This window comes from Streptomyces sp. BB1-1-1 (assembly GCF_031597775.1).
GTDB lineage: Bacteria > Actinomycetota > Actinomycetes > Streptomycetales > Streptomycetaceae > Streptomyces > Streptomyces thinghirensis.
The window spans coordinates 4,985,774-5,003,326 of record NZ_CP134203.1; the positions used below are offsets into that span (position 1 = coordinate 4,985,774).

Consider the following 17,553-nt stretch of genomic DNA (forward strand, 5'->3'; position numbering starts at 1 on the left):
CCGGGAAGATTAGGCGCATACGTCCCGAAGGTGTTCCCGAAGTTTTCCCCGGTGAGCGCGTGCAGTGGAAGAATCTGCCCCGTGGACGACATGGACCGGAAGATTCTTGCCGAGCTGCAGCAGGACGGGCGGCTGACCGTGACCGAGCTGGCCGCGCGGGTGCGGCTGAGCGTCTCACCGTGTCACCGGCGGCTGCGTGAGCTGGAGCGGTCGGGGGCCATCGGCGGCTACCGGGCGGTGGTGGACCCGGCCGCCGTGGGGCTGAACTTCGAGGCGCTGGTCTTCGTGTCGATGCGGCAGGAGGACCGGGACACGGTCGCCGAGTTCGAGCGGGCGGTCAGCGAGGTGGCGGAGGTGGTGGAGGCGCAGCGGCTGTTCGGGGAGCCGGACTACCTGCTGCGCGTGGTCGCCGCCGACCTGGCGGCCTACCAGCGGCTCTACGACGAGCGGCTCGCCACCCTGCCCGGGGTGCAGCGGCTGACGTCGACGCTGGTGATGAAGCACGTGGTGCAGGACCGGCCGCTGCCGGCGTAGCGCGGCGCGCGGCGCGCGCGGCCCGGATGACAGGCTGCCGGGCGTACCGCTACTTGGTGGGCTTCTTGCCGGTGACGCCCAGATACATCAACAGGGCCAGGTTTGGCTTGAGTTCGGCCTGCTTGACGCCCCAGGAGGAGAATCCTTTCTGGTGCGACGCGGCGGCCGCGAGCATGACGACCAGCGAACCGGAGATCGCCGCCGGGTTCACGTCCTTGTCGACCTTGCCCTTGGCCTGCAGTTCGGCGACGGAGTCCGCGAGGGAGGAGTTCACCGAGTTCAGGATCTTCATCCGGATCTTGGAGAACCGCTTGTCGCCCTCCGCCGCGCCCAGGTCGATCACCCGGAGAATCGCGTCGTTCTTCCGCCAGAACTCCAGGAAACCGTCGACGAGTTCCTGCGCCGTCTGCCAGCCGGCCTTGCCGACCCAGGAGCGGCCCGCCGTCAGCTCGGCCAACCCGGTGCTCTCGGCGGCCATTTGCTCGGCGATCTCCAGGACGGCGCCCTCGACGTCCGGGAAGTACTGGTAGAAGGTCGCGGGCGACGTGCCGGCCTTGCGGGCGACATCGATGACTTTGACATCGCGATAGGGGGAGGAGCTGAGCATTTCGCTGAGGCAGTCGAGCAGTTTCTGCCTGGTCGCCTGCCCACGTCGACCGGCCACGCGGCCGTCGACGGTACGCACTTGTCCTGTCATGCCGTCAGCTTACCGACGGGTGATCCGAGCGCGATTCGGCCGACTGCAAATGGGGTGCGCGAGCGTCGAGAGGCTGGTGTGCCTGGTCTGCGCGGTGCGGGCGGCGCGGTTACTTTGACGGCATGGCCGAAAACGGGGCATCAGCGAAGCGGACGTCCGGCGACCCGGGCGAGGTGTCCGCACACCCGGAAGGCGTTCCCTGCTGGGTGGACGCACACCTCTCCGACGTGGCGGCGGGCAAGCGGTTCTACGGCGAGCTCTTCGGCTGGACCTTCGAGGAGCAGGCCGATGCGGCGGCGGGCGAGTGGGTGTGGGCGCGGCTGGACGGCGAGCCCGTCGCGGCCCTGGTCCGCAAGACGGACGGCCGGATGCCCACCGTGTGGTCCGTGTACTTCCACACCCCGGACGCGGCGGCACTGGCCGAGCGGATCCGGGCGGGCGGCGGGCAGGTCGTCACCCCGCCCCACCCGGTCGGCGGCCTGGGCACCACCGCGCTCGCCGCCGATCCCGACGGAGCGGTCTTCGCCCTGTGGCAGCCGGCCGGCCACCCCGGCTTCGGGCGCCGGCACGAGCCGGGCACCTTCACCTGGGCCGAGCTGTACACCCGGGACACCGAGGCCGCCAACACCTTCTACGGCGACCTCTTCCACGACGCCCTCTTCGGCCCGGAGGCCGCCCCCGACTTCGGCCGCGCCCCGGTCTCCTCCGTCTTCCCCGCCCAGATGCCGCCGCACTTCCTCGTCCACTTCCTGGTCGGGGACGTCGAGGCCGCGCTCGGTGCGGTGGCCCGGCTCGGCGGGCGGGTACGGGTTCCGCCGTTCGAGACGTCGTACGGCGGGGTGGCCGTGGTCTCGGACGACCAGGGGGCGTCGTTCGCGCTGCTGCAACGCTGAACGGGTCCGCGGGACCGTGACCCTATGTCCGGGATCGGGTGAGACACCCCGATTGTCCCCAGGTTCGCCACCAGCGCCTCGGACAGGAAGAATCGGGGTGCGTGGCGCCACGGAGGTGCGGTGGTGAGACGCTGCACTTCGGTCGCGTACATATGTGGGTGGCGCGGCCCGTACGGGGAGGTGGCAGGCAAGTGGTGGATCAGCTGACGCAGCACGATCCGCGGCGGATCGGGCCGTTCGAGGTGCTGGGCCGGCTCGGCGCCGGCGGCATGGGGCTGGTCTATCTCGCGCGCTCGGCGTCCGGCCGGCGCGTGGCGATCAAGACGGTCCGCACGGAGCTGGCGGAGGACCAGCTGTTCCGCGTCCGCTTCACGCGCGAGGTGGAGGCGGCCCGCGCGGTCTCCGGCTTCTACACGGCGGCGGTGGTCGACGCCGACCCCCGCGCGGCGGTCCCGTGGCTGGCCACGGCCTACGTTCCCGCACCCTCCCTCGAGGAGATAGTGAACGAGTGCGGGCCGCTGCCGGCCCAGGCGGTGCGCTGGCTGGCGGCGGGCGTGGCGGAGGCGCTCCAGTCGATCCACGGCGCCGGACTCGTCCACCGCGACCTCAAGCCCTCCAACGTCCTCGTCGTCGAGGACGGCCCCCGGGTGATCGACTTCGGCATCGCGTCCGGCGTCTCGAACACCCGTCTGACGATGACGAACGTCGCCGTCGGCACCCCCGCCTACATGTCCCCGGAGCAGGCGAAGGACTCCCGCAGCGTCACCGGCGCGAGCGACGTGTTCTCGCTCGGCTCCATGCTGGTCTTCGCCGCCACCGGGCACCCGCCGTTCCACGGTGCCAACCCGGTCGAGACGGTCTTCATGCTGCTGCGCGAGGGCCCGGACCTGGAAGGGCTCCCGGACGAGCTGCGCCCGCTCATCGAGTCCTGCATGCAGATGGAGGCGACCGGCCGCCCCAACCCCGCCGACCTCCAGGCGCAGCTCGCCCCGCACCTGTTCGGCTCCGGCTCCGACGACAGCGGTACGGCGTCGGCGTGGCTGCCCGAGCGGGCGGTGGGCCTGATCGAGGGCCGCCGCAACGGGCGCCCCCCGGTCAAGCCCGCCGCGACGGGCGGCGGACGCGGCGGTGGCCCGGCCGGCGCCCGCCCCGCCGTGCCCGCGCCCGTGTTGCCGCCCCCGCCCTCGCACGACCCCGTCGTACCGGCGCCGCCCGTGCACGGACCGCCGGTGCCCGCGCCCGTCGGCGCCCCCGACTCCGGCCCGGTCCGGCTGGCCGGCGGCTCGGTGCCCATCGGCCCCGGCCCGCGCGTCGCCGACATGCGCTCCGCGGCGGTCGCCGCACCCCCGCCGGAGTCCGCCCTCGCCGCGTCCTGGTCCCGCCCGCGCCCCGGCGTCAACGGCGCCGACCCCGCCGTACCGGCGGCGGCCCCGCCCGCCCCCACCGCGCCTCCCGAGGCGTCACCGGCGGGCTGGCGCCCCTGGCGCTTCCGCATGTCCAACGACGTCTGGGGCACGCCGTCCGTCGCCGGGGACCTCGTCTACGTCACCTCCTTCGAGGTGCACGCCCTGGACGTGGCCACCGGGCGCCGCCGCTTCAAGACCCGGGACGTCGCCTGGTCGATGGCGGTCGCGGACGGCCGTATCCACGCCTCCGACGGCCCGACCCTCTTCGCCCTGGACGCCCGCGAGGGCGCCGACCTGTGGCGCCTGCAGACGGACGCCTGGGTGTACTCGCTGCAGGCGTCCCGCGGCACCGTGGTCACCGCCACCCGCGGCGGCGGCGTGCAGGGCTGGGAGGCCTCGGGCGGCCAGAAGCTGTGGGAGATCACCGGCGCCCAGACCGACTTCGAGTCCCCGGAGGCGGGCGCGGCCCTGCACGAAGGCACGGTGTACGTCTGGCAGGACGCCCGGCTGCGCGCCCTGGACGCCCGGACCGGCGACGAGCGCTGGTCGTACCCGATCGGCGACGCCGCCTCCTGCGGCGGGGTGCCGGTCCGCGTCGCCCAGGCACCCGACGGATACGTCTACGTCTGTGCCGGCACCCGGGCCCTCGCCCTGGAGGTCACCACCGGCCACGTCCGCTGGCACTTCGAGGCCCCGGCGGTCTTCCTCGCCCCGCCCACCTTCGTGCCGGGCCCCGCGGTGACCGGCGGCGGCGTCTACCTGGCCGACTACCTCGGCACGGTCTACGCCCTCGACGCCACCGACGGCCGCGACCGCTGGCGCATCGCCACCGAGGCCCGCTCCTCGACCGACCCGGTCCTGGTGGCCGCCGGCCACGTCCACGTGGGCAGCGGCAAGGGGCTCTACACCCTGGACGCGGTCACCGGCACTCCCAAGTGGCGCTTCCAGGCGGGCGGCGACATCGTGGGCGCCCCCGCGGTGGCCGAGGGCCGCATCCACTTCGGCTCGACCGACCACCTGCTCTACACGCTCAAGGCCGACGACGGCCGCCTCCGCTGGAAGCTGGCGACCGGCGGCGAGATCACCGGCTCCCCGGTCGTCCGCGACGGCATCGTGTACGCGTGCAGCAAGGACCGCTGCGTGTACGCGCTGGACGCGGAGAAGGGCACCGGGACGGCCCGCACCACCTGAGTCCGGACCGCGCGCACACCGGCCGCGGCCCGGACACACGTCGGCCGCGGCGGCTCCCCTCCGCGCCGCCGCGGCCGATCCCCGTGTGGGAAGAAAGGTCTACTTGCCGTCGCCGTCCAGGTCCAGGGCGGGCGGGGCCGGCATGGCGTTGTCCATCGTCCTGATGGCGTCATGGGCGGGCCCGCTGGGCATGGCGTTGTCGAGCGTGGTGACGGTCTCGTCGTTCGCCGGCGGCGTGGGCATGGCGTTGTCCTGCGGGGTGATCTCCGCGTCCGTCTTCTTGTCGCTCATGTCATCAGTCCTTTGCTGCGGTGTCGGCGAGTGAGCAACGCCCGTCCGGTAGCTCCCCCGTGGGCCGCCGGACGGGCGTTCGGAGCCGCACGATACTTCCCGGGCTCCCGGCCACCCCGCCTGCCCCCCGACGCGACGGTGTGACAGGAACGACAGTGCCCGAGGGCGATAAACGAATGCTGAACGTCCCAGCCGCAGGCCCCACCCGCACGCCCCACAGGGCCGGTTCAGGCGGCCGTCAGCGGCGAGAGGAGTGCCCGCACCTCGTCCGCCTGCGGCGCGCCGCACTGCTGGAGCAGGTTGAGGGCCTCCTGCCAGCACGCCTTCGCCCTGTCCACCTGTCCGAGTGCGGACAGGGAACGTCCCAGCAGCGTCAGGACGTTGCCCCGCATCCGGTCGCCACCGATGCATCCCAGCGCCAGCGCCTGCTCCGAGTGCCGGGCCGCCTGCGCGGGCCGGCGGGCGGCCAGGTGCACCTCGGCGATGCGGAAGTTGGTCGTTCCCTGCCACAGGCGCTGCCGGTGGGTCTCGAAGATGCACAGGGCGTCGGAGAACTGCTGGAGCGCCTCGCTGTGGCGGCCGGCCGCGGTCAGCGCGATGCCCAGCGTGAAGTGTCCGTTGGCGAGGCGCATGGTCCGGCCGATGTCGAGCTGTGCGGTCAGTCCGCGGTGCGCGATGGCCACCGCCTTCTCGGTGTTGCCCATACCCAGGTGTGCGCGGGAGAGGTTGCACAGGCTGAGCGCTTCGCCGGCCCGGTTGTCGGCTGCCCGGTACCCGTCGATGGCCTGCTCCAGGAAGGCCCGTCCGTCCGCGTACCGGCCCTGGTGCAGCGAGATGAGCCCCCGGTCGTTGGCGACCCAGCTCACGGCGGTCGTGTCCCGCGCGGACTCCGCCAGCGTCATGGCCGACTCCGCCTGTTCGGCGGCCTGCTGGATGCGGCCGGAGACCAGCAGGACGTTGGTGAGGGTGGTCCGGGCCCGGCCCTGCGCGCGCGCGTCCCCGGCGTCCTCGGTGGCGTCGCACATCGCGCGTGCCGTCGTCTCGTACTGGTGGGAGTTGGCACCGGACTCCGTCAGGTCCTTGGCCGCCCACAGCAGGTCCACCGCCCGCCGCAGCCTGGCCGTTCCGGCGCACTGCCGCACGCACGCGAGCAGCGGCGCCGCCTCGCTGTACAGCCAGTCCAGCGCCGCCGAACCGTCGTCGAACGTGAGCCCGGGGTACTCCGTCGGCTCCAGGCCGTCCACCAGCCGGTCCCCGGGCCGCTCGATCGCGTAGACCGCCGCCGCCGTGGCCAGATAGAAGTCCAGCAGCCGCGACAGCGCCGCCCCCCGCTCGCTCGGCGGATGCTCGTCGCGCTCCGCGCACGCACGCGCGTAGAGGCGGACCAGGTCGTGGAGCCGGTACCGGCCCGGTGCCGCCGATTCGAGCAGCGACGTGTCCACCAGGGACTCCAGGAGGTCCTCGGTGTCCTCCGCCGGGAGGTCCAGTACGGCCGCCGCCGCCGCGAGGGAGATGTCCGGGCCGTCCGCGAGCCCCAGCAGCCGGAAGGCGCGGGCCTGGGCCGGTTCCAGTTGGCCGTAGCCCAGTTCGAAGGTGGCCTTGACGGCCAGGTCGCCGGCCTGGAGTTCGTCCAGGCGGCGTCGCTCGTCCGCCAGCTTGGCCGCCAGCACCGACACCGTCCATGTGCGCCGGGCGGCCAGCCGCGACGCCGCGATGCGGATCGCCAGCGGCAGGAAGCCGCACGCCCCCACCACGTCCAGCGCCGCCTCCCGCTCCGAGGCCACCCGCTCCTCGCCGACGATCTTCGTGAAGAGGGCCAGCGCCTCCTCCGGGGACATCACGTCCAGGTCGATCAGATGCGCCCCCGCGAGGTCCACCATCCGCACCCGCGACGTCACCAGCGCCGCGCAGCCGTCCGTACCGGGCAGCAGCGGGCGTACCTGTGCGGCGTCCCGGGCGTTGTCGAGGAGGACGAGGACGCGGCGGCCGTCCAGGACGGAGCGGTACAGGGCGGCCCGCTCCTCCAGGGAGTCCGGTACGGCCGCGTCGGCCGTGCCCAGGGCACGCAGGAAGGAGCCCAGTACCGTCTCCGGTTCCGCCGCCCGCGCGCCCGCGCCCTGGAGGTCGACGTACAACTGCCCGTCGGGAAAGGCGGCCCGCGCCTGGTGGGCGACGTGCACCGCCAGGGTCGTCTTGCCGACGCCGCCGATGCCGGCCAGCGCGGAGACCGCCATCACGCGGCCCGCGTGCTTCTCGCCGGAGGCGGAGGCCAGTACGTCGCTCAGCTCGCGCACGAAGGACGCCCGGCCGGTGAAGTCCGAGACCGAGGCGGGCAGCTGGGCCGGGCGGACCGGGGCCACCACCGTCTCCGCGGCCGGTGCCGACGGCTCGGCCAGACCCGGGTCGGCCCGGAGGATGCGCTGCTGGAGTTCCCGGAGGCCGGGGCGCGGGTCGACGCCCAGTTCGTCGGCGAGCAGGCGCCGCGTGTCGGCGTAGACGGCGAGGGCCTCGGCCTGGCGTCCGCTGCGGTAGAGGGCCAGCATCAGCAGTTCGCGCAGGCGTTCGCGCAGGGGGTGCGCCGCCGTGAGGGCCGTGAGCTCCGAGACCGCCTCGGCGTGGCAGCCCTGCTCCAGGTCCATGTCGAGGCAGGTTTCGAGGAGTTGGAGCCGCCACTCTTCCAGGCGGACGCGTTGCGCCTCCGCGTAGGGGCCCGGGACGCCCGCCAGCACCTCGCCGTCCCACCGCGCCAGCGCGCGGCGCAGCAGGTCACGGGCGTGGCACAGGTTCCCGGCGGCCCGCGCCTTCTCCGCCTCGGCGGCCAGGTCCTGGACGGCGGCCAGGTCCAGCGCCCCCTCGCCCAGGCCCCGCACGGCGTACCCGCCCGACTCGCTCACCAGGACCCCGGGGTCCAGCACCTTCCGCAGCCGGGACGCGTACGTGCGCAGCGCCGCCAGCGCCTGCGACGGAGGTTCCTCGCCCCACAGGGCGTCGATCAGTTCGGCGGCCGTGGCCGTACGGCCCTCGCGGAGCAGCAGTGCGGCCAGCAGGGCGCGCTGCTGCGGGGAGCCGGTGGCCAGCGGTTCCTCGCCGCGCCAGGCGCGTACGGGTCCGAGCACCCCGAAACGCAGCGCCGTCGACTCGTCCGGTTCCGCCGGGGACCCGGGACGCCGCTGCTCCGGTACCCGCGGTACACCGTCCATGCAGTCCCCCTAGACATCCTGAGCAACTACGTCAGTTTGCCTTGTTCATGCCGACCTCGTCAGCCGTGGGAGACGCCGATCACAGGTCCCTCACCTGCTCCCTCACCTCTCCAGGTCCACCCGCACCGTCAGCAGCCCCGTCCCGACCCCCATGGCCCGCACCGCGAGGCTGTTGAAGCGGGGGAGGCGCCGCAGGCGCGCGATCGGGTCGTCGTCGGGGAGGAGGTGGGCCGTCCCCGGGTGCCAGCTACCCCGGATCCGTACCCGTACCCGCGGGTCGGCCCGGATGTTGCGGACGTACTGGGACCGCTCGCCGAACTCCGACACCAGCCAGAAGGAGTCGCCCACGCGGCGCCCGCCGACCGGCGTGCGGCGGGGGAGGCCGGAGGCGCGGCCGGTGGTCTCCAGCAGGGTCTGGCTCGGCAGGCGGCGCAGGACGGCGTTGAGTCGGCGCTGGACGGCCGTGACGGCCCGGTACTTCTTCTCGGCGTAGGGCGGCTTCTGGGCGTGGGGCGGCTTCCCGGCGTTGGACGACTTCGACATCGTTCGTTCACGCTCCCGTCTCGTGTGCCTCCATGTTCCCCGGAAAACCTCAGAGGGAAGATTTGGGCAGGGCCAAGAGACGGGTGGTGCGGTCGTGCGGGTCGTGACCTGGAATCTGTGGTGGCGGTTCGGGCCGTGGGCCGACCGGCAGAAGGCGATCCTCGCCGTGCTGGCGGAGTCGCGGCCCGATGTGGTGGGGCTCCAGGAGGTGTGGGCCGCCGACGACGGCGGGAACCTCGCCGAGTGGCTGGCCGGCGAACTCGGCCTGCACTGCGCCTGGGCCGCCTCCGAGGCCCCCGAGCGGTGGCAGCGCCGGATCGGGGACGACACGGTCGCCATCGGCACCGCGGTGCTCAGCCGCTGGCCCGTGGTGGAGCGGGCCGCGCTGCGCCTGCCGGCCCCCGAGGAACTCGACGACGGACGCCTCGCGCTGTACGCCCGCCTGGACGCGCCCGGCCACCCGGTGCCGTTCTTCACCGCCCACCTGAACTCGGGCGGCAACGCCTCGGCGGTGCGCCGCGAACAGGCGGCAGCCCTCGCGGAGTTCGTCGCCGCCAACCGCCACGGCACCGCCTTCCCGCCCGTAGTCACCGGGGACTTCAACGCCACCCCCGACTCCGCCGAGGTCCGGCTCCTCACCCGCCCGGTCCCCGGGCGGGCCGCCCTGCTCGACGCCTGGGACTGCGCCGACCCGTCGGCCCCGTCCGCCACCTGGGACGGCGCCAACCCGTACATCCCCGGCGGCCCGGTGCCGGGCGCGCGGATCGACTACGTCCTCGTCGGCCCGCCCGGCCCGGAGGGACTCGCCCGCGTACGCGCCGTACGACGGGCCGGCGACGGCCCCGTGGACGGCGTATGGCCCTCCGACCACGCGGCGGTCGTCGTGGACCTGGCCGGCAATTGACGCCGGAGAGCGGGCATGTCCGCCCGGCACGAATTCGATGAATGCTCAATTACCGTGCGTGTATGTGCCGGTGGTCAAGTGATCGATTCGTGGGTAGCATGCACGTGTGCCTGGCGCTCCACCGACCAATGGAGTTCCGGTACATGCTGCTTTCTCTCCTGACCAGAGAGTCGGCGGCAGACCGAATCGGGGGAAGAAGTACCGGGGGGACCGTCGGTTTCCACGCCTGTTCAGATCGCCCATGTACGGGCTTCTTTCCCCTTGCGACGACGCAAGGAAGATACGAATGAACAGCAATACGTTGCGCATGGCCGCCGTCTCGGCCGTCACGGCCATCGCTCTCGGTGGGACCGCGGGGCTGGCCCAGGCGGCACAGCCCGCCCCGGCGAGTACGACGCGGACCGCCGTCACGGCCACGCAGCAGGCCGAGGCCCAGCAGGCGGCGCGCACCCTGCTGGCGAGCCCGCTGGCAGCCGAACTCTCCGCGGCCGAGCGCTCGGAGATGCGCGCCGTCGCCGACGGCCAGTACGCGGCGGCCGGCAAGTGGGGCGCCATCAAGGCCGCGTTCAGCAAGATCGGCGGCTTCGCGAAGGCCATCAAGGGCAAGTACAGCGACTTCAAGAAGTGGTACGACGGGCTGTCCTGGTGGGTGAAGGCGCCGCTCAAGGCCATCACCCCGGGCCTGACGCTCCTCGAGATCTACAACGCCCTTCGCTGACGCGGGCCCCACTCGGCCGAACACGAAGACACGGAGTACTCGGTATGACCGACACCATGTCCCCCCGCGCCGCCACGGAAGGCACGTGGGCCCTGCCTCTGCTCGTGCTCGCTCCCCTGGCGCTGGTCAGGCTCCTCACGGAGCCCTCCACGCCGTGGCTCGCCGCTTCCTGGGGGCTTCTGGCCCTGTCCGCCGTCCTGATGGCGGTCGGGTGGAGCACGGTGCTGCGCCACGGGACCCGCACGGGCGGGGCATGGGCCACGTGTCTTCTCGTCCACGGGGCGTTCGTCTGGAATGTGATCGTCCTCGTCCGCCAGTAGCGCGGGGAATTGCACGACTGCGCATTCTTCGCCGAGGAGCAAGAGCGGTAATCGGGGAAGGAAGTCCGAGGGACCTTCGGTTTCCACGCCTGTCAGATCACCTTGAGGCTTCCTTCCCCTTGCGATAACGCACGACGAGTCTACATGAGCGCTACACGGCTCGAGGCGGCGAACGGTAATTCGGCCGGTTTCCCGATTACTCGAATATGCCTGCCGTCGACCTGCCTTCGGCCTACCCGCGCCCCAGGAAAATCGGGTTCGTGAACGCGGCCAGTGCTCCCGGCAGGGGCCCCGCCGCCGCCTCGTGTCGCAGTTCCGCCCGTACGTATGCCGCGTACGAGGCGGTCGTTCGCCACTCCGCGACGCCCGAGCCGGACACCGGCAGGGGTGGGCCGGTGAACAGCACGCCCTGGTCCGTGACGAAGCGCACCGTGCAGCGCGGGGCGCCCGTCACCTCCAGGCGGACGGTGACCGGGGTGTCACCGTCCACGCGCAGCCGCTCGCCGATGCCGGCGTGCTCGCCCCGGCCGCCGGACGCGGTGAGGGCCAGCGACACCTTCGCCGACTCGGCGACGTACGAGCGCCCGGCCCGGATGCCCTCCTGGATCGCCTCCCGGGTCAGGTCGTCGGCGAGGACGACGGTCTGCGGGCGGCCGATGACGTCCGGGGCGCGGTGCGAGTCGCTGCTGCCCATCGCCGGGAGCCAGCCACGTCCGTCCCGCCCGTCGCGCACGGCGGCGACCAGCATGCCGTCCCAGTCGGCCAGCGCCACCTCGTCGTCGGGCGTGTAGGCCCCGTTCCACACCTCGACCGCGTCCGCCTCGCCGAACCCGAACTTCCAGTTGCAGCCGATGCAGGTGGCGTGCGGGTGGGCCGGGACGACCAGGCCGCCGGCGCGGCGGATCTGCCGGGCGAAACGGCCGAAGCGGTTGTCGCGGGCCCGGTAGCGCCAGTCGACGAAGGTGCCGGGATCGGTGCCCAGCGCGACGACGTGGCCGTTGCGGGTCGTCACCTCCTCGCCGAGCAGGATCAGCAGGTCGTCCCCGGCCTCCTCGGCCCAGTGCGCGTGCGCCGAGTGCGTGTTGTGCTCGGAGGAGTTGATGAAGTCCAGGCCCGCCGCCCGTGCCAGCGCCGCGATCTCGGCGAGGGTGTAGCGGCCGTCGGAGTACACGGAGTGCAGGTGGCAGTCGCCCCGGTACCAGGCGCGTCCCCGCCCCTTGGCGCGCTCGGACGGATACACCGGCCGTACGGCCCTGGCCTGCTCCCCGTACGTCAGCGTGATCGTGATCTCGTACGACAGGCCCTGCGGGGCCACCGTGTACGGGCCGAGCGCGATGTGCCACACACCCGGTCGCACGGGTCCCGGAATGTACCCCGGTGTCGCCTCGTCGGCCCGGACGAAGAACTCCGTGCGCGCGCCGCCCGACCAGCCGCGGAAGCCCCGGCCCCCCAGATCGGTGCCGCGCTCGTCGAAGAGACCGATGTCGAGGGCGTTGCCCTGGGTGCCGGCCGGGACGGTGGGGCGGTCGTAGGTGTAGGCGACCCGGATCTCCCGGACCCCCGAGGGGACTTCGACCGGGACGTACACGAAATCGGGGGAACCGGGCGGCAGGGTGCCGCGCACGGTCCTGGTCTGCGGGCCCGGGCTGTTCCGGTCCGACGCCGAAGCGAAGCTCACGCTTCCCAACGTAAGCGCGGCGGCGGCTCCCGTCACGAACAGGGCGCGTCTGCCCGGGCCGGTGCCGGCGTGGTCGTCCTCGCACATGCTGCTGCTCCCAGTGTCGTCAGTGCCATGACATCGGTGGTGCAGGGGTGGTGCGTGCAACCCTCGTATTGAGCCGTGAACTCCCGTGCAAGGAAAGGGGTTCGACGGATTGAGAGCGGGGAACCGCGCGGTGCGGACACGGGCCCGCCGCGGTGGGCCGGCGGGACGGGCCCGGCGTCCTGATCACCCCGCTCGTATGCTCGAAGGATGACGACTTCCGCGACCTCCGGAACCGGACCCGCCGACCCCACGGGTCCTGCGGGTCCCACCGAGAACTCCCTGCGTCGCGCTCTCAAACGCGCTCGGGACGGCGTCGCCCTCGACGTGTCCGAGGCGGCGGTGCTGCTCCAGGCCCGCGGCGAGCACCTCGAAGCGCTCACCGCGTCCGCCGCCCGGGTCCGGGACGCGGGCCTGGAGGCCGCCGGGCGCCCCGGCGTCATCACGTACTCGAAGAGCGTCTTCATCCCGCTGACCCGGCTGTGCCGGGACAAGTGCCACTACTGCACCTTCGTCACCGTCCCCGGCAAGCTGCGCCGCGAGGGCCACGGGATGTTCATGTCCCCGGACGAGGTCCTCGACATCGCCCGGCGCGGCGCCGCCCTCGGCTGCAAGGAAGCCCTCATCACCCTCGGCGACAAGCCCGAGGACCGCTGGCCCGAGGCGCGCGAGTGGCTCGACGCGCACGGCTACGACGACACCATCGCCTACGTCCGCGCCATCTCGATCCGCATCCTGGAGGAGACGGGCCTCCTCCCGCACCTCAACCCCGGCGTCATGACCTGGACGGACTTCCAGCGGCTCAAGCCGGTCGCCCCGTCGATGGGCATGATGCTGGAGACCACCGCGACCCGCCTGTGGTCCGAGCCCGGCGGCCCCCACCACGGCTCCCCGGACAAGGAACCGGCCGTCCGCCTGCGCGTCCTGGAGGACGCCGGCCGTTCCTCGGTCCCCTTCACCTCCGGTGTCCTCATCGGCATCGGCGAGACCTACGAGGAGCGCGCCGAGTCGCTGTTCGCCCTCCGCAAGGTCTCCCGCGCCTACCACGGCATCCAGGAACTGATCATCCAGAACTTCCGCGCCAAGCCGGACACGGCGATGCGCGGCATGCCCGACGCGGAACTGGACGAACTGGTCGCCACGGTGGCCGTCGCCCGCCACATCATGGGCCCGTCCGGCTGCCTCCAGGCCCCGCCCAACCTGGTGGACTCGGAGTACGAGCGCCTGATCGGCGCGGGCATCGACGACTGGGGCGGGGTCTCCCCGCTCACCATCGACCACGTCAACCCCGAGCGTCCCTGGCCGCAGATCGACGAACTCGCCGAGAAGTCCCGCACGGCCGGCTTCGAGCTGCGCGAACGGCTCTGCGTGTACCCGGAGTTCGTCCAGCGCGGCGAGCCCTGGCTGGACCCGCGGCTGCGCCCGCACGTCGCGGCCCTCGCCGACCCGGCCACCGGCCTGGCCCGCGAGGACGCGACGGTCGAGGGCCACCCGTGGCAGGAACCGGACGAGGCGTTCACCGCGACCGGCCGCACCGACCTGCACACCACCATCGACACCGAGGGCCGTACGTCGGACCGCCGCGACGACTTCGACGAGGTGTACGGCGACTGGGGCGCCCTGCGCGAGGCCGCCGCCCCCGGCATGGCACCGGAGCGCATCGACACCGACGTACGCGCCGCGCTGGCCACGGCGGCCGACGACCCCACGAAGCTCACGGACGACGAGGCCCTCGCCCTGCTGCACGCCGACGGCCCGGCGCTGGACGCCCTGTGCAAGGTGGCCGACGACGTGCGCAAGTCCGTCTCGGGCGACGACGTCACGTACATCGTCACGCGGAACATCAACTTCACGAACGTCTGCTACACCGGCTGCCGCTTCTGCGCCTTCGCCCAGCGCCGCACGGACGCCGACGCCTACACGCTCTCCCTGGAGCAGGTCGCCGACCGCGCGCAGCAGGCCTGGGAGGTGGGCGCGGTCGAGGTCTGCATGCAGGGCGGCATCCACCCGGACCTGCCCGGCACGGCGTACTTCGACATCGCGAGGGCGGTCAAGGAACGCGTCCCCGGCATGCACGTGCACGCCTTCTCCCCGATGGAGGTCGTCAACGGCGCCACCCGCACCGGCATGTCCATCCGCGAGTGGCTGAGCGCGGCCAGGGAAGCGGGCCTGGACTCGATCCCCGGCACGGCGGCGGAGATCCTCGACGACGAGGTCCGCTGGATCCTCACCAAGGGCAAGCTGCCCACGGCGACCTGGATCGAGGTCGTCGAGAGGGCCCACGAACTGGGCATCCGCTCCTCCTCGACCATGATGTACGGCCACGTCGACCAGCCCCGCCACTGGCTGGGCCACCTGCGCACCCTCGCCGGCATCCAGCAGCGCACCGGCGGCTTCACGGAGTTCGTGACGCTTCCCTTCATCCACACCAACGCGCCGGTGTACCTGGCGGGCATCGCGCGGCCGGGCCCCTCCATGCGCGACAACCGCGCGGTGACGGCGATGGCCCGTCTCCTCCTGCACCCGCACATCCCCAACATCCAGACAAGCTGGGTCAAACTGGGCACCGAGGGTGCGGCGGAGATGCTCCGTTCCGGCGCGAACGACCTCGGCGGCACCCTGATGGAGGAGACGATCTCCCGCATGGCGGGCTCGTCCTACGGCTCGTACAAGTCGGTCAAGGACCTGATCGCGGTCGCCGACGCCGCGGGCCGCCCGGCCAAACCCCGCACGACGCTGTACGGCCCGGTACCGGAGGAGCGGCAGCGGGCGGCGACGGCCTCCGACGGCCATCTGCCGGAGCTGCTGCCGGTACTGGACTGACATCCGGGGAGGAGCAGCGGCACGGGCCGCCCGCAGTACGATGATCGGGCCCCCGGTGTGTCGGGGTTCTCGTAGCTGAGGAGATGCGTGCCCGTGCCTGCCCGACTTCCCTCATGGGCCTGGGTCTCCGGACTGACCGTGGGGGCGATCGCGGCGGTGAGCGTCCTGGCCGTACAGGCGGACCAGGGACCCCGTCCCACCGCCGCGGACGCCAAGCCGAGCCCCTCCGCGTCGGCCGACGCGCACCCGACGCCGAAGGAGACCGCCCCGGCCCCGGTACCGGACGGCTCCGGCACCGGGCGGCGCGTCGTCTACTCGGTCGGCCAGGACCGGGTGTGGCTGGTCGACGCCAGCGACGCCGCCCGGCGGTCCTTCACGGTGTGGCCCGGCACGGTCGACCCCGACTCCGGCGAGTACAGCGTCGGCACCCGGCGCGAGGACCCGACGACGGGCTCCGACGGCATTCAGGTCGAGCAGATCATGTACTTCGCCCAGGAGGACGGCGTCTGGGTCGCCTTCTCCAACGCCGTGGACGGCTCCTCGCCGCCTCCCGCCGCCGACGCGAAGACGGGCGGCATACGGCTGCCCAAGGCGGACGGCGACGCGCTCTGGGAGTTCGCGACGTCCGGCACGAAGGTCACGGTCGTCGGGTAGCTTCCGGGTCACCGGGCGTGAGCTGGGCGACGATCAGCACGACACCGCTGATCAGGAACATCCGGGTGGCGGCGTCCAGCCCGTTCCAGTCCTCCGACTGCCACATCGAGAACCACTCGCCGCCGATCCCGATGAACCCGGCCCCGAAGAGCAGCATCAGCATCAGCGTGCCGTACGTGGTCATGCGCCGCGCGGGGGCGTGGTCCCGGCGTATCCACAGCCAGGTCGCGTAGATCAGCACGAACGCGGCGACCGTCTCCCAGACGATGATCGCCACGTACGCGGTGTCCTGAACGCCCTCGCTCGTGATCGCCCGCCACATCAGGTCGTCGTCCTTGAACGTCGTGTCCATCGCGAGGACGTGGCGCACGAACTGCTGGTTGGTGCCGAAGTCGGTGATGTTCCCGAAGGCGACGAGGGCGATGTAGAGGGCGAGGATGCCCGTGAGGACGGTGGCAGCGAGATTGAGGGCGCGTGGGGTGGTCGTCATGACGACGATCTTCCTCCCAGGGCCCGATCCGTCAACGCCCGGCCGCGAACTCGACGAACTCTGTCCACGAGGCGTCGGAGAACGCCAGTCGGGCGCCGCTTTGCCTGTCCTTGGAGTCGCGGACGTGGACGGTGGTGTCGGCGGGGGCTATGGCGACCTCGACGCAGTCGGGGCCGTCGTTGCCGCTGTAGCTGCTCTTGAACCACTGAAGTGCGGTCATGCCTCTTCTCCCAGCACTTTCTCGACGAAGGCCAGCGACTCCCGGGGGGTGAGAGCCTGCGCCCGGATCATGCCATAGCGCATCTCGAGGATCTGGACCTCCCGAGGATCGTGGATCACCCGGCTGTACAGCTGTCCTTCCGAATGCCCGAGTGTCTTGCCGTCCCGGAGCTTCAGCAGTCGGAAGGAACCCATCACGCCCGCGTGTTCCTCCCTGTCGGTGGGCATCACCTGTAGCTCGACGTGCCGCAACGCCCCCATTTCCAGCAGGTGTTCGAGCTGGCGGCGCAGCACCATTCTGCCCCCGTAGGGCCGTCGCAATGTCACCTCCTCCAAAACGAAGGTGATCGTTCTCCGGGGCTGGGGCTCGAAGACGCCCTTCCGTGCCATGCGTCCGGCGACGTGGCGCTCGATCTCGTCATCGGTGTACGCGGGCCGCCGCATGGCGTACAGCGCCTCCGCATATTCCGGCGTCTGAAGCAGGCCGTGAATGTGATGGCTGGCGTAGGCGCCCATCTCGACGGACTCGGCCTCCAGCTTGGCCAGGTCCCGGACCAGTTTCGGATACCGAGCCTTCTCCACGTCCTCCTTCATGGTCGCGAGCTTCCCGCCCGCGCCCAGAACCTCGTCGGCCTTGTCCAGGAAGTCCGGCTTCGGCACCCGGCGTCCGCGTTCGACGGACGAGACCATGTCCTCGCCGTAACCGATGGCGGCTCCGAGTTCCGCCTGCCGCATGCCGGCGGCTTCCCGCCACATCTTGATCTGCCGCCCGACCGTCTTGAGTACGGCCGCGGCTTCCTCGTCCTCCACGTCTTCCCCTCCCGGCGTACGACCCGTACGACCACGGCGGGCACCCGGACAGTCACGCTGGGTACCGAGGTCGTCGCTGTTCAGAGTAGGGACAGGCG

16 protein-coding genes are annotated in these 17,553 nt (G+C 72.3%); 8 read left to right on the forward strand and 8 right to left on the reverse strand.

Annotation, left to right across the window (positions count from 1 at the left end; all coding sequences use genetic code 11):
* Positions 1–81 precede the first annotated feature (81 nt).
* A complete protein-coding gene (locus RI578_RS23055; protein ID WP_310872844.1) occupies positions 82–534 on the forward strand; it encodes an Lrp/AsnC family transcriptional regulator in 453 nt (150 codons plus the stop codon).
* A 49-nt stretch (positions 535–583) separates the two neighbouring features.
* Here the strand turns inward: RI578_RS23055 and RI578_RS23060 are convergent, their stop codons facing one another.
* Positions 584–1,219, reverse strand: coding sequence for a TetR family transcriptional regulator (locus tag RI578_RS23060; protein WP_310875835.1), 636 nt, complete (start codon positions 1,217–1,219; stop codon positions 584–586).
* A 134-nt stretch (positions 1,220–1,353) separates the two neighbouring features.
* Between RI578_RS23060 and RI578_RS23065 the strand changes: the two genes are divergently transcribed.
* Both RI578_RS23065 and RI578_RS23070 read left to right on the forward strand, forming a co-directional pair.
* The gene (locus tag RI578_RS23065; protein ID WP_310872845.1) at positions 1,354–2,124 is read left to right on the forward strand and encodes a VOC family protein; all 771 of its coding nucleotides are present in this window, start codon (positions 1,354–1,356) and stop codon (positions 2,122–2,124) included.
* Between the two features lie 191 nt (positions 2,125–2,315).
* Positions 2,316–4,721, forward strand: a complete 2,406-nt coding sequence (locus RI578_RS23070) for a serine/threonine-protein kinase (RefSeq protein ID WP_310872846.1) — start codon at positions 2,316–2,318, stop codon at positions 4,719–4,721.
* 99 nt (positions 4,722–4,820) lie between these two features.
* Here RI578_RS23070 and RI578_RS23075 read toward each other — a convergent pair whose 3' ends face one another.
* The 3 genes from RI578_RS23075 to RI578_RS23085 form a co-directional block, all read right to left on the reverse strand.
* Positions 4,821–5,012 (reverse strand): hypothetical protein, encoded by a 192-nt coding sequence (locus RI578_RS23075; RefSeq protein ID WP_310872847.1) that lies wholly within the window; start codon positions 5,010–5,012, stop codon positions 4,821–4,823.
* Positions 5,013–5,239: 227 nt separating this feature from the next.
* On the reverse strand, positions 5,240–8,212 hold the full coding sequence (locus RI578_RS23080) for a BTAD domain-containing putative transcriptional regulator (RefSeq protein WP_310872848.1): 2,973 nt from the start codon (positions 8,210–8,212) through the stop codon (positions 5,240–5,242).
* Between the two features lie 102 nt (positions 8,213–8,314).
* Positions 8,315–8,755, reverse strand: a complete 441-nt coding sequence (locus RI578_RS23085) for a nitroreductase family deazaflavin-dependent oxidoreductase (RefSeq protein ID WP_310872849.1) — start codon at positions 8,753–8,755, stop codon at positions 8,315–8,317.
* 94 nt (positions 8,756–8,849) lie between these two features.
* Here RI578_RS23085 and RI578_RS23090 point away from each other — a divergent pair, with 94 nt between their 5' ends.
* The 3 genes from RI578_RS23090 (at position 8,850) to RI578_RS23100 (ending at position 10,697) form a co-directional block, all read left to right on the forward strand.
* Entirely contained in the window at positions 8,850–9,659 is an 810-nt protein-coding gene (locus RI578_RS23090; RefSeq protein ID WP_310872850.1) for an endonuclease/exonuclease/phosphatase family protein, read from the forward strand.
* Positions 9,660–9,945: 286 nt separating this feature from the next.
* On the forward strand, positions 9,946–10,377 hold the full coding sequence (locus RI578_RS23095) for a hypothetical protein (RefSeq protein WP_310872851.1): 432 nt from the start codon (positions 9,946–9,948) through the stop codon (positions 10,375–10,377).
* Positions 10,378–10,421: 44 nt separating this feature from the next.
* Positions 10,422–10,697, forward strand: a complete 276-nt coding sequence (locus RI578_RS23100; RefSeq protein WP_310872852.1) for a hypothetical protein — start codon at positions 10,422–10,424, stop codon at positions 10,695–10,697.
* Between the two features lie 232 nt (positions 10,698–10,929).
* On the opposite strand, the gene RI578_RS23105 is transcribed toward RI578_RS23100, so the two are convergent.
* On the reverse strand, positions 10,930–12,462 hold the full coding sequence (locus RI578_RS23105; protein WP_310872853.1) for a CehA/McbA family metallohydrolase: 1,533 nt from the start codon (positions 12,460–12,462) through the stop codon (positions 10,930–10,932).
* A gap of 207 nt (positions 12,463–12,669) precedes the next feature.
* On the opposite strand from RI578_RS23105, the gene RI578_RS23110 reads away from it, so the two are divergent.
* Positions 12,670–15,282 carry a bifunctional FO biosynthesis protein CofGH gene (locus RI578_RS23110; RefSeq protein ID WP_310872854.1) on the forward strand — a complete coding sequence of 871 codons (2,613 nt, stop codon included), beginning with the start codon at positions 12,670–12,672 and terminating at the stop codon, positions 15,280–15,282.
* Between the two features lie 93 nt (positions 15,283–15,375).
* Positions 15,376–15,936 (forward strand): hypothetical protein, encoded by a 561-nt coding sequence (locus RI578_RS23115; RefSeq protein WP_310872855.1) that lies wholly within the window; start codon positions 15,376–15,378, stop codon positions 15,934–15,936.
* Here RI578_RS23115 and RI578_RS23120 read toward each other — a convergent pair.
* Genes RI578_RS23120 through RI578_RS23130 form a run of 3 tightly spaced genes read right to left on the reverse strand, consistent with a single transcriptional unit; the run spans position 15,920 to position 17,455 of the window.
* Positions 15,920–16,426, reverse strand: coding sequence for a DUF2165 domain-containing protein (locus RI578_RS23120; protein ID WP_310872856.1), 507 nt, complete (start codon positions 16,424–16,426; stop codon positions 15,920–15,922). The genes RI578_RS23115 and RI578_RS23120 overlap by 17 nt on opposite strands.
* Positions 16,427–16,457: 31 nt before the next feature.
* The gene (locus RI578_RS23125) at positions 16,458–16,646 is read right to left on the reverse strand and encodes a DUF397 domain-containing protein (RefSeq protein ID WP_310872857.1); all 189 of its coding nucleotides are present in this window, start codon (positions 16,644–16,646) and stop codon (positions 16,458–16,460) included.
* Positions 16,643–17,455, reverse strand: a complete 813-nt coding sequence (locus tag RI578_RS23130; RefSeq protein ID WP_310872858.1) for a helix-turn-helix transcriptional regulator — start codon at positions 17,453–17,455, stop codon at positions 16,643–16,645. Before RI578_RS23130 ends, RI578_RS23125 begins: the two co-directional genes overlap by 4 nt.
* Between the last annotated feature and the right edge of the window lie 98 nt (positions 17,456–17,553).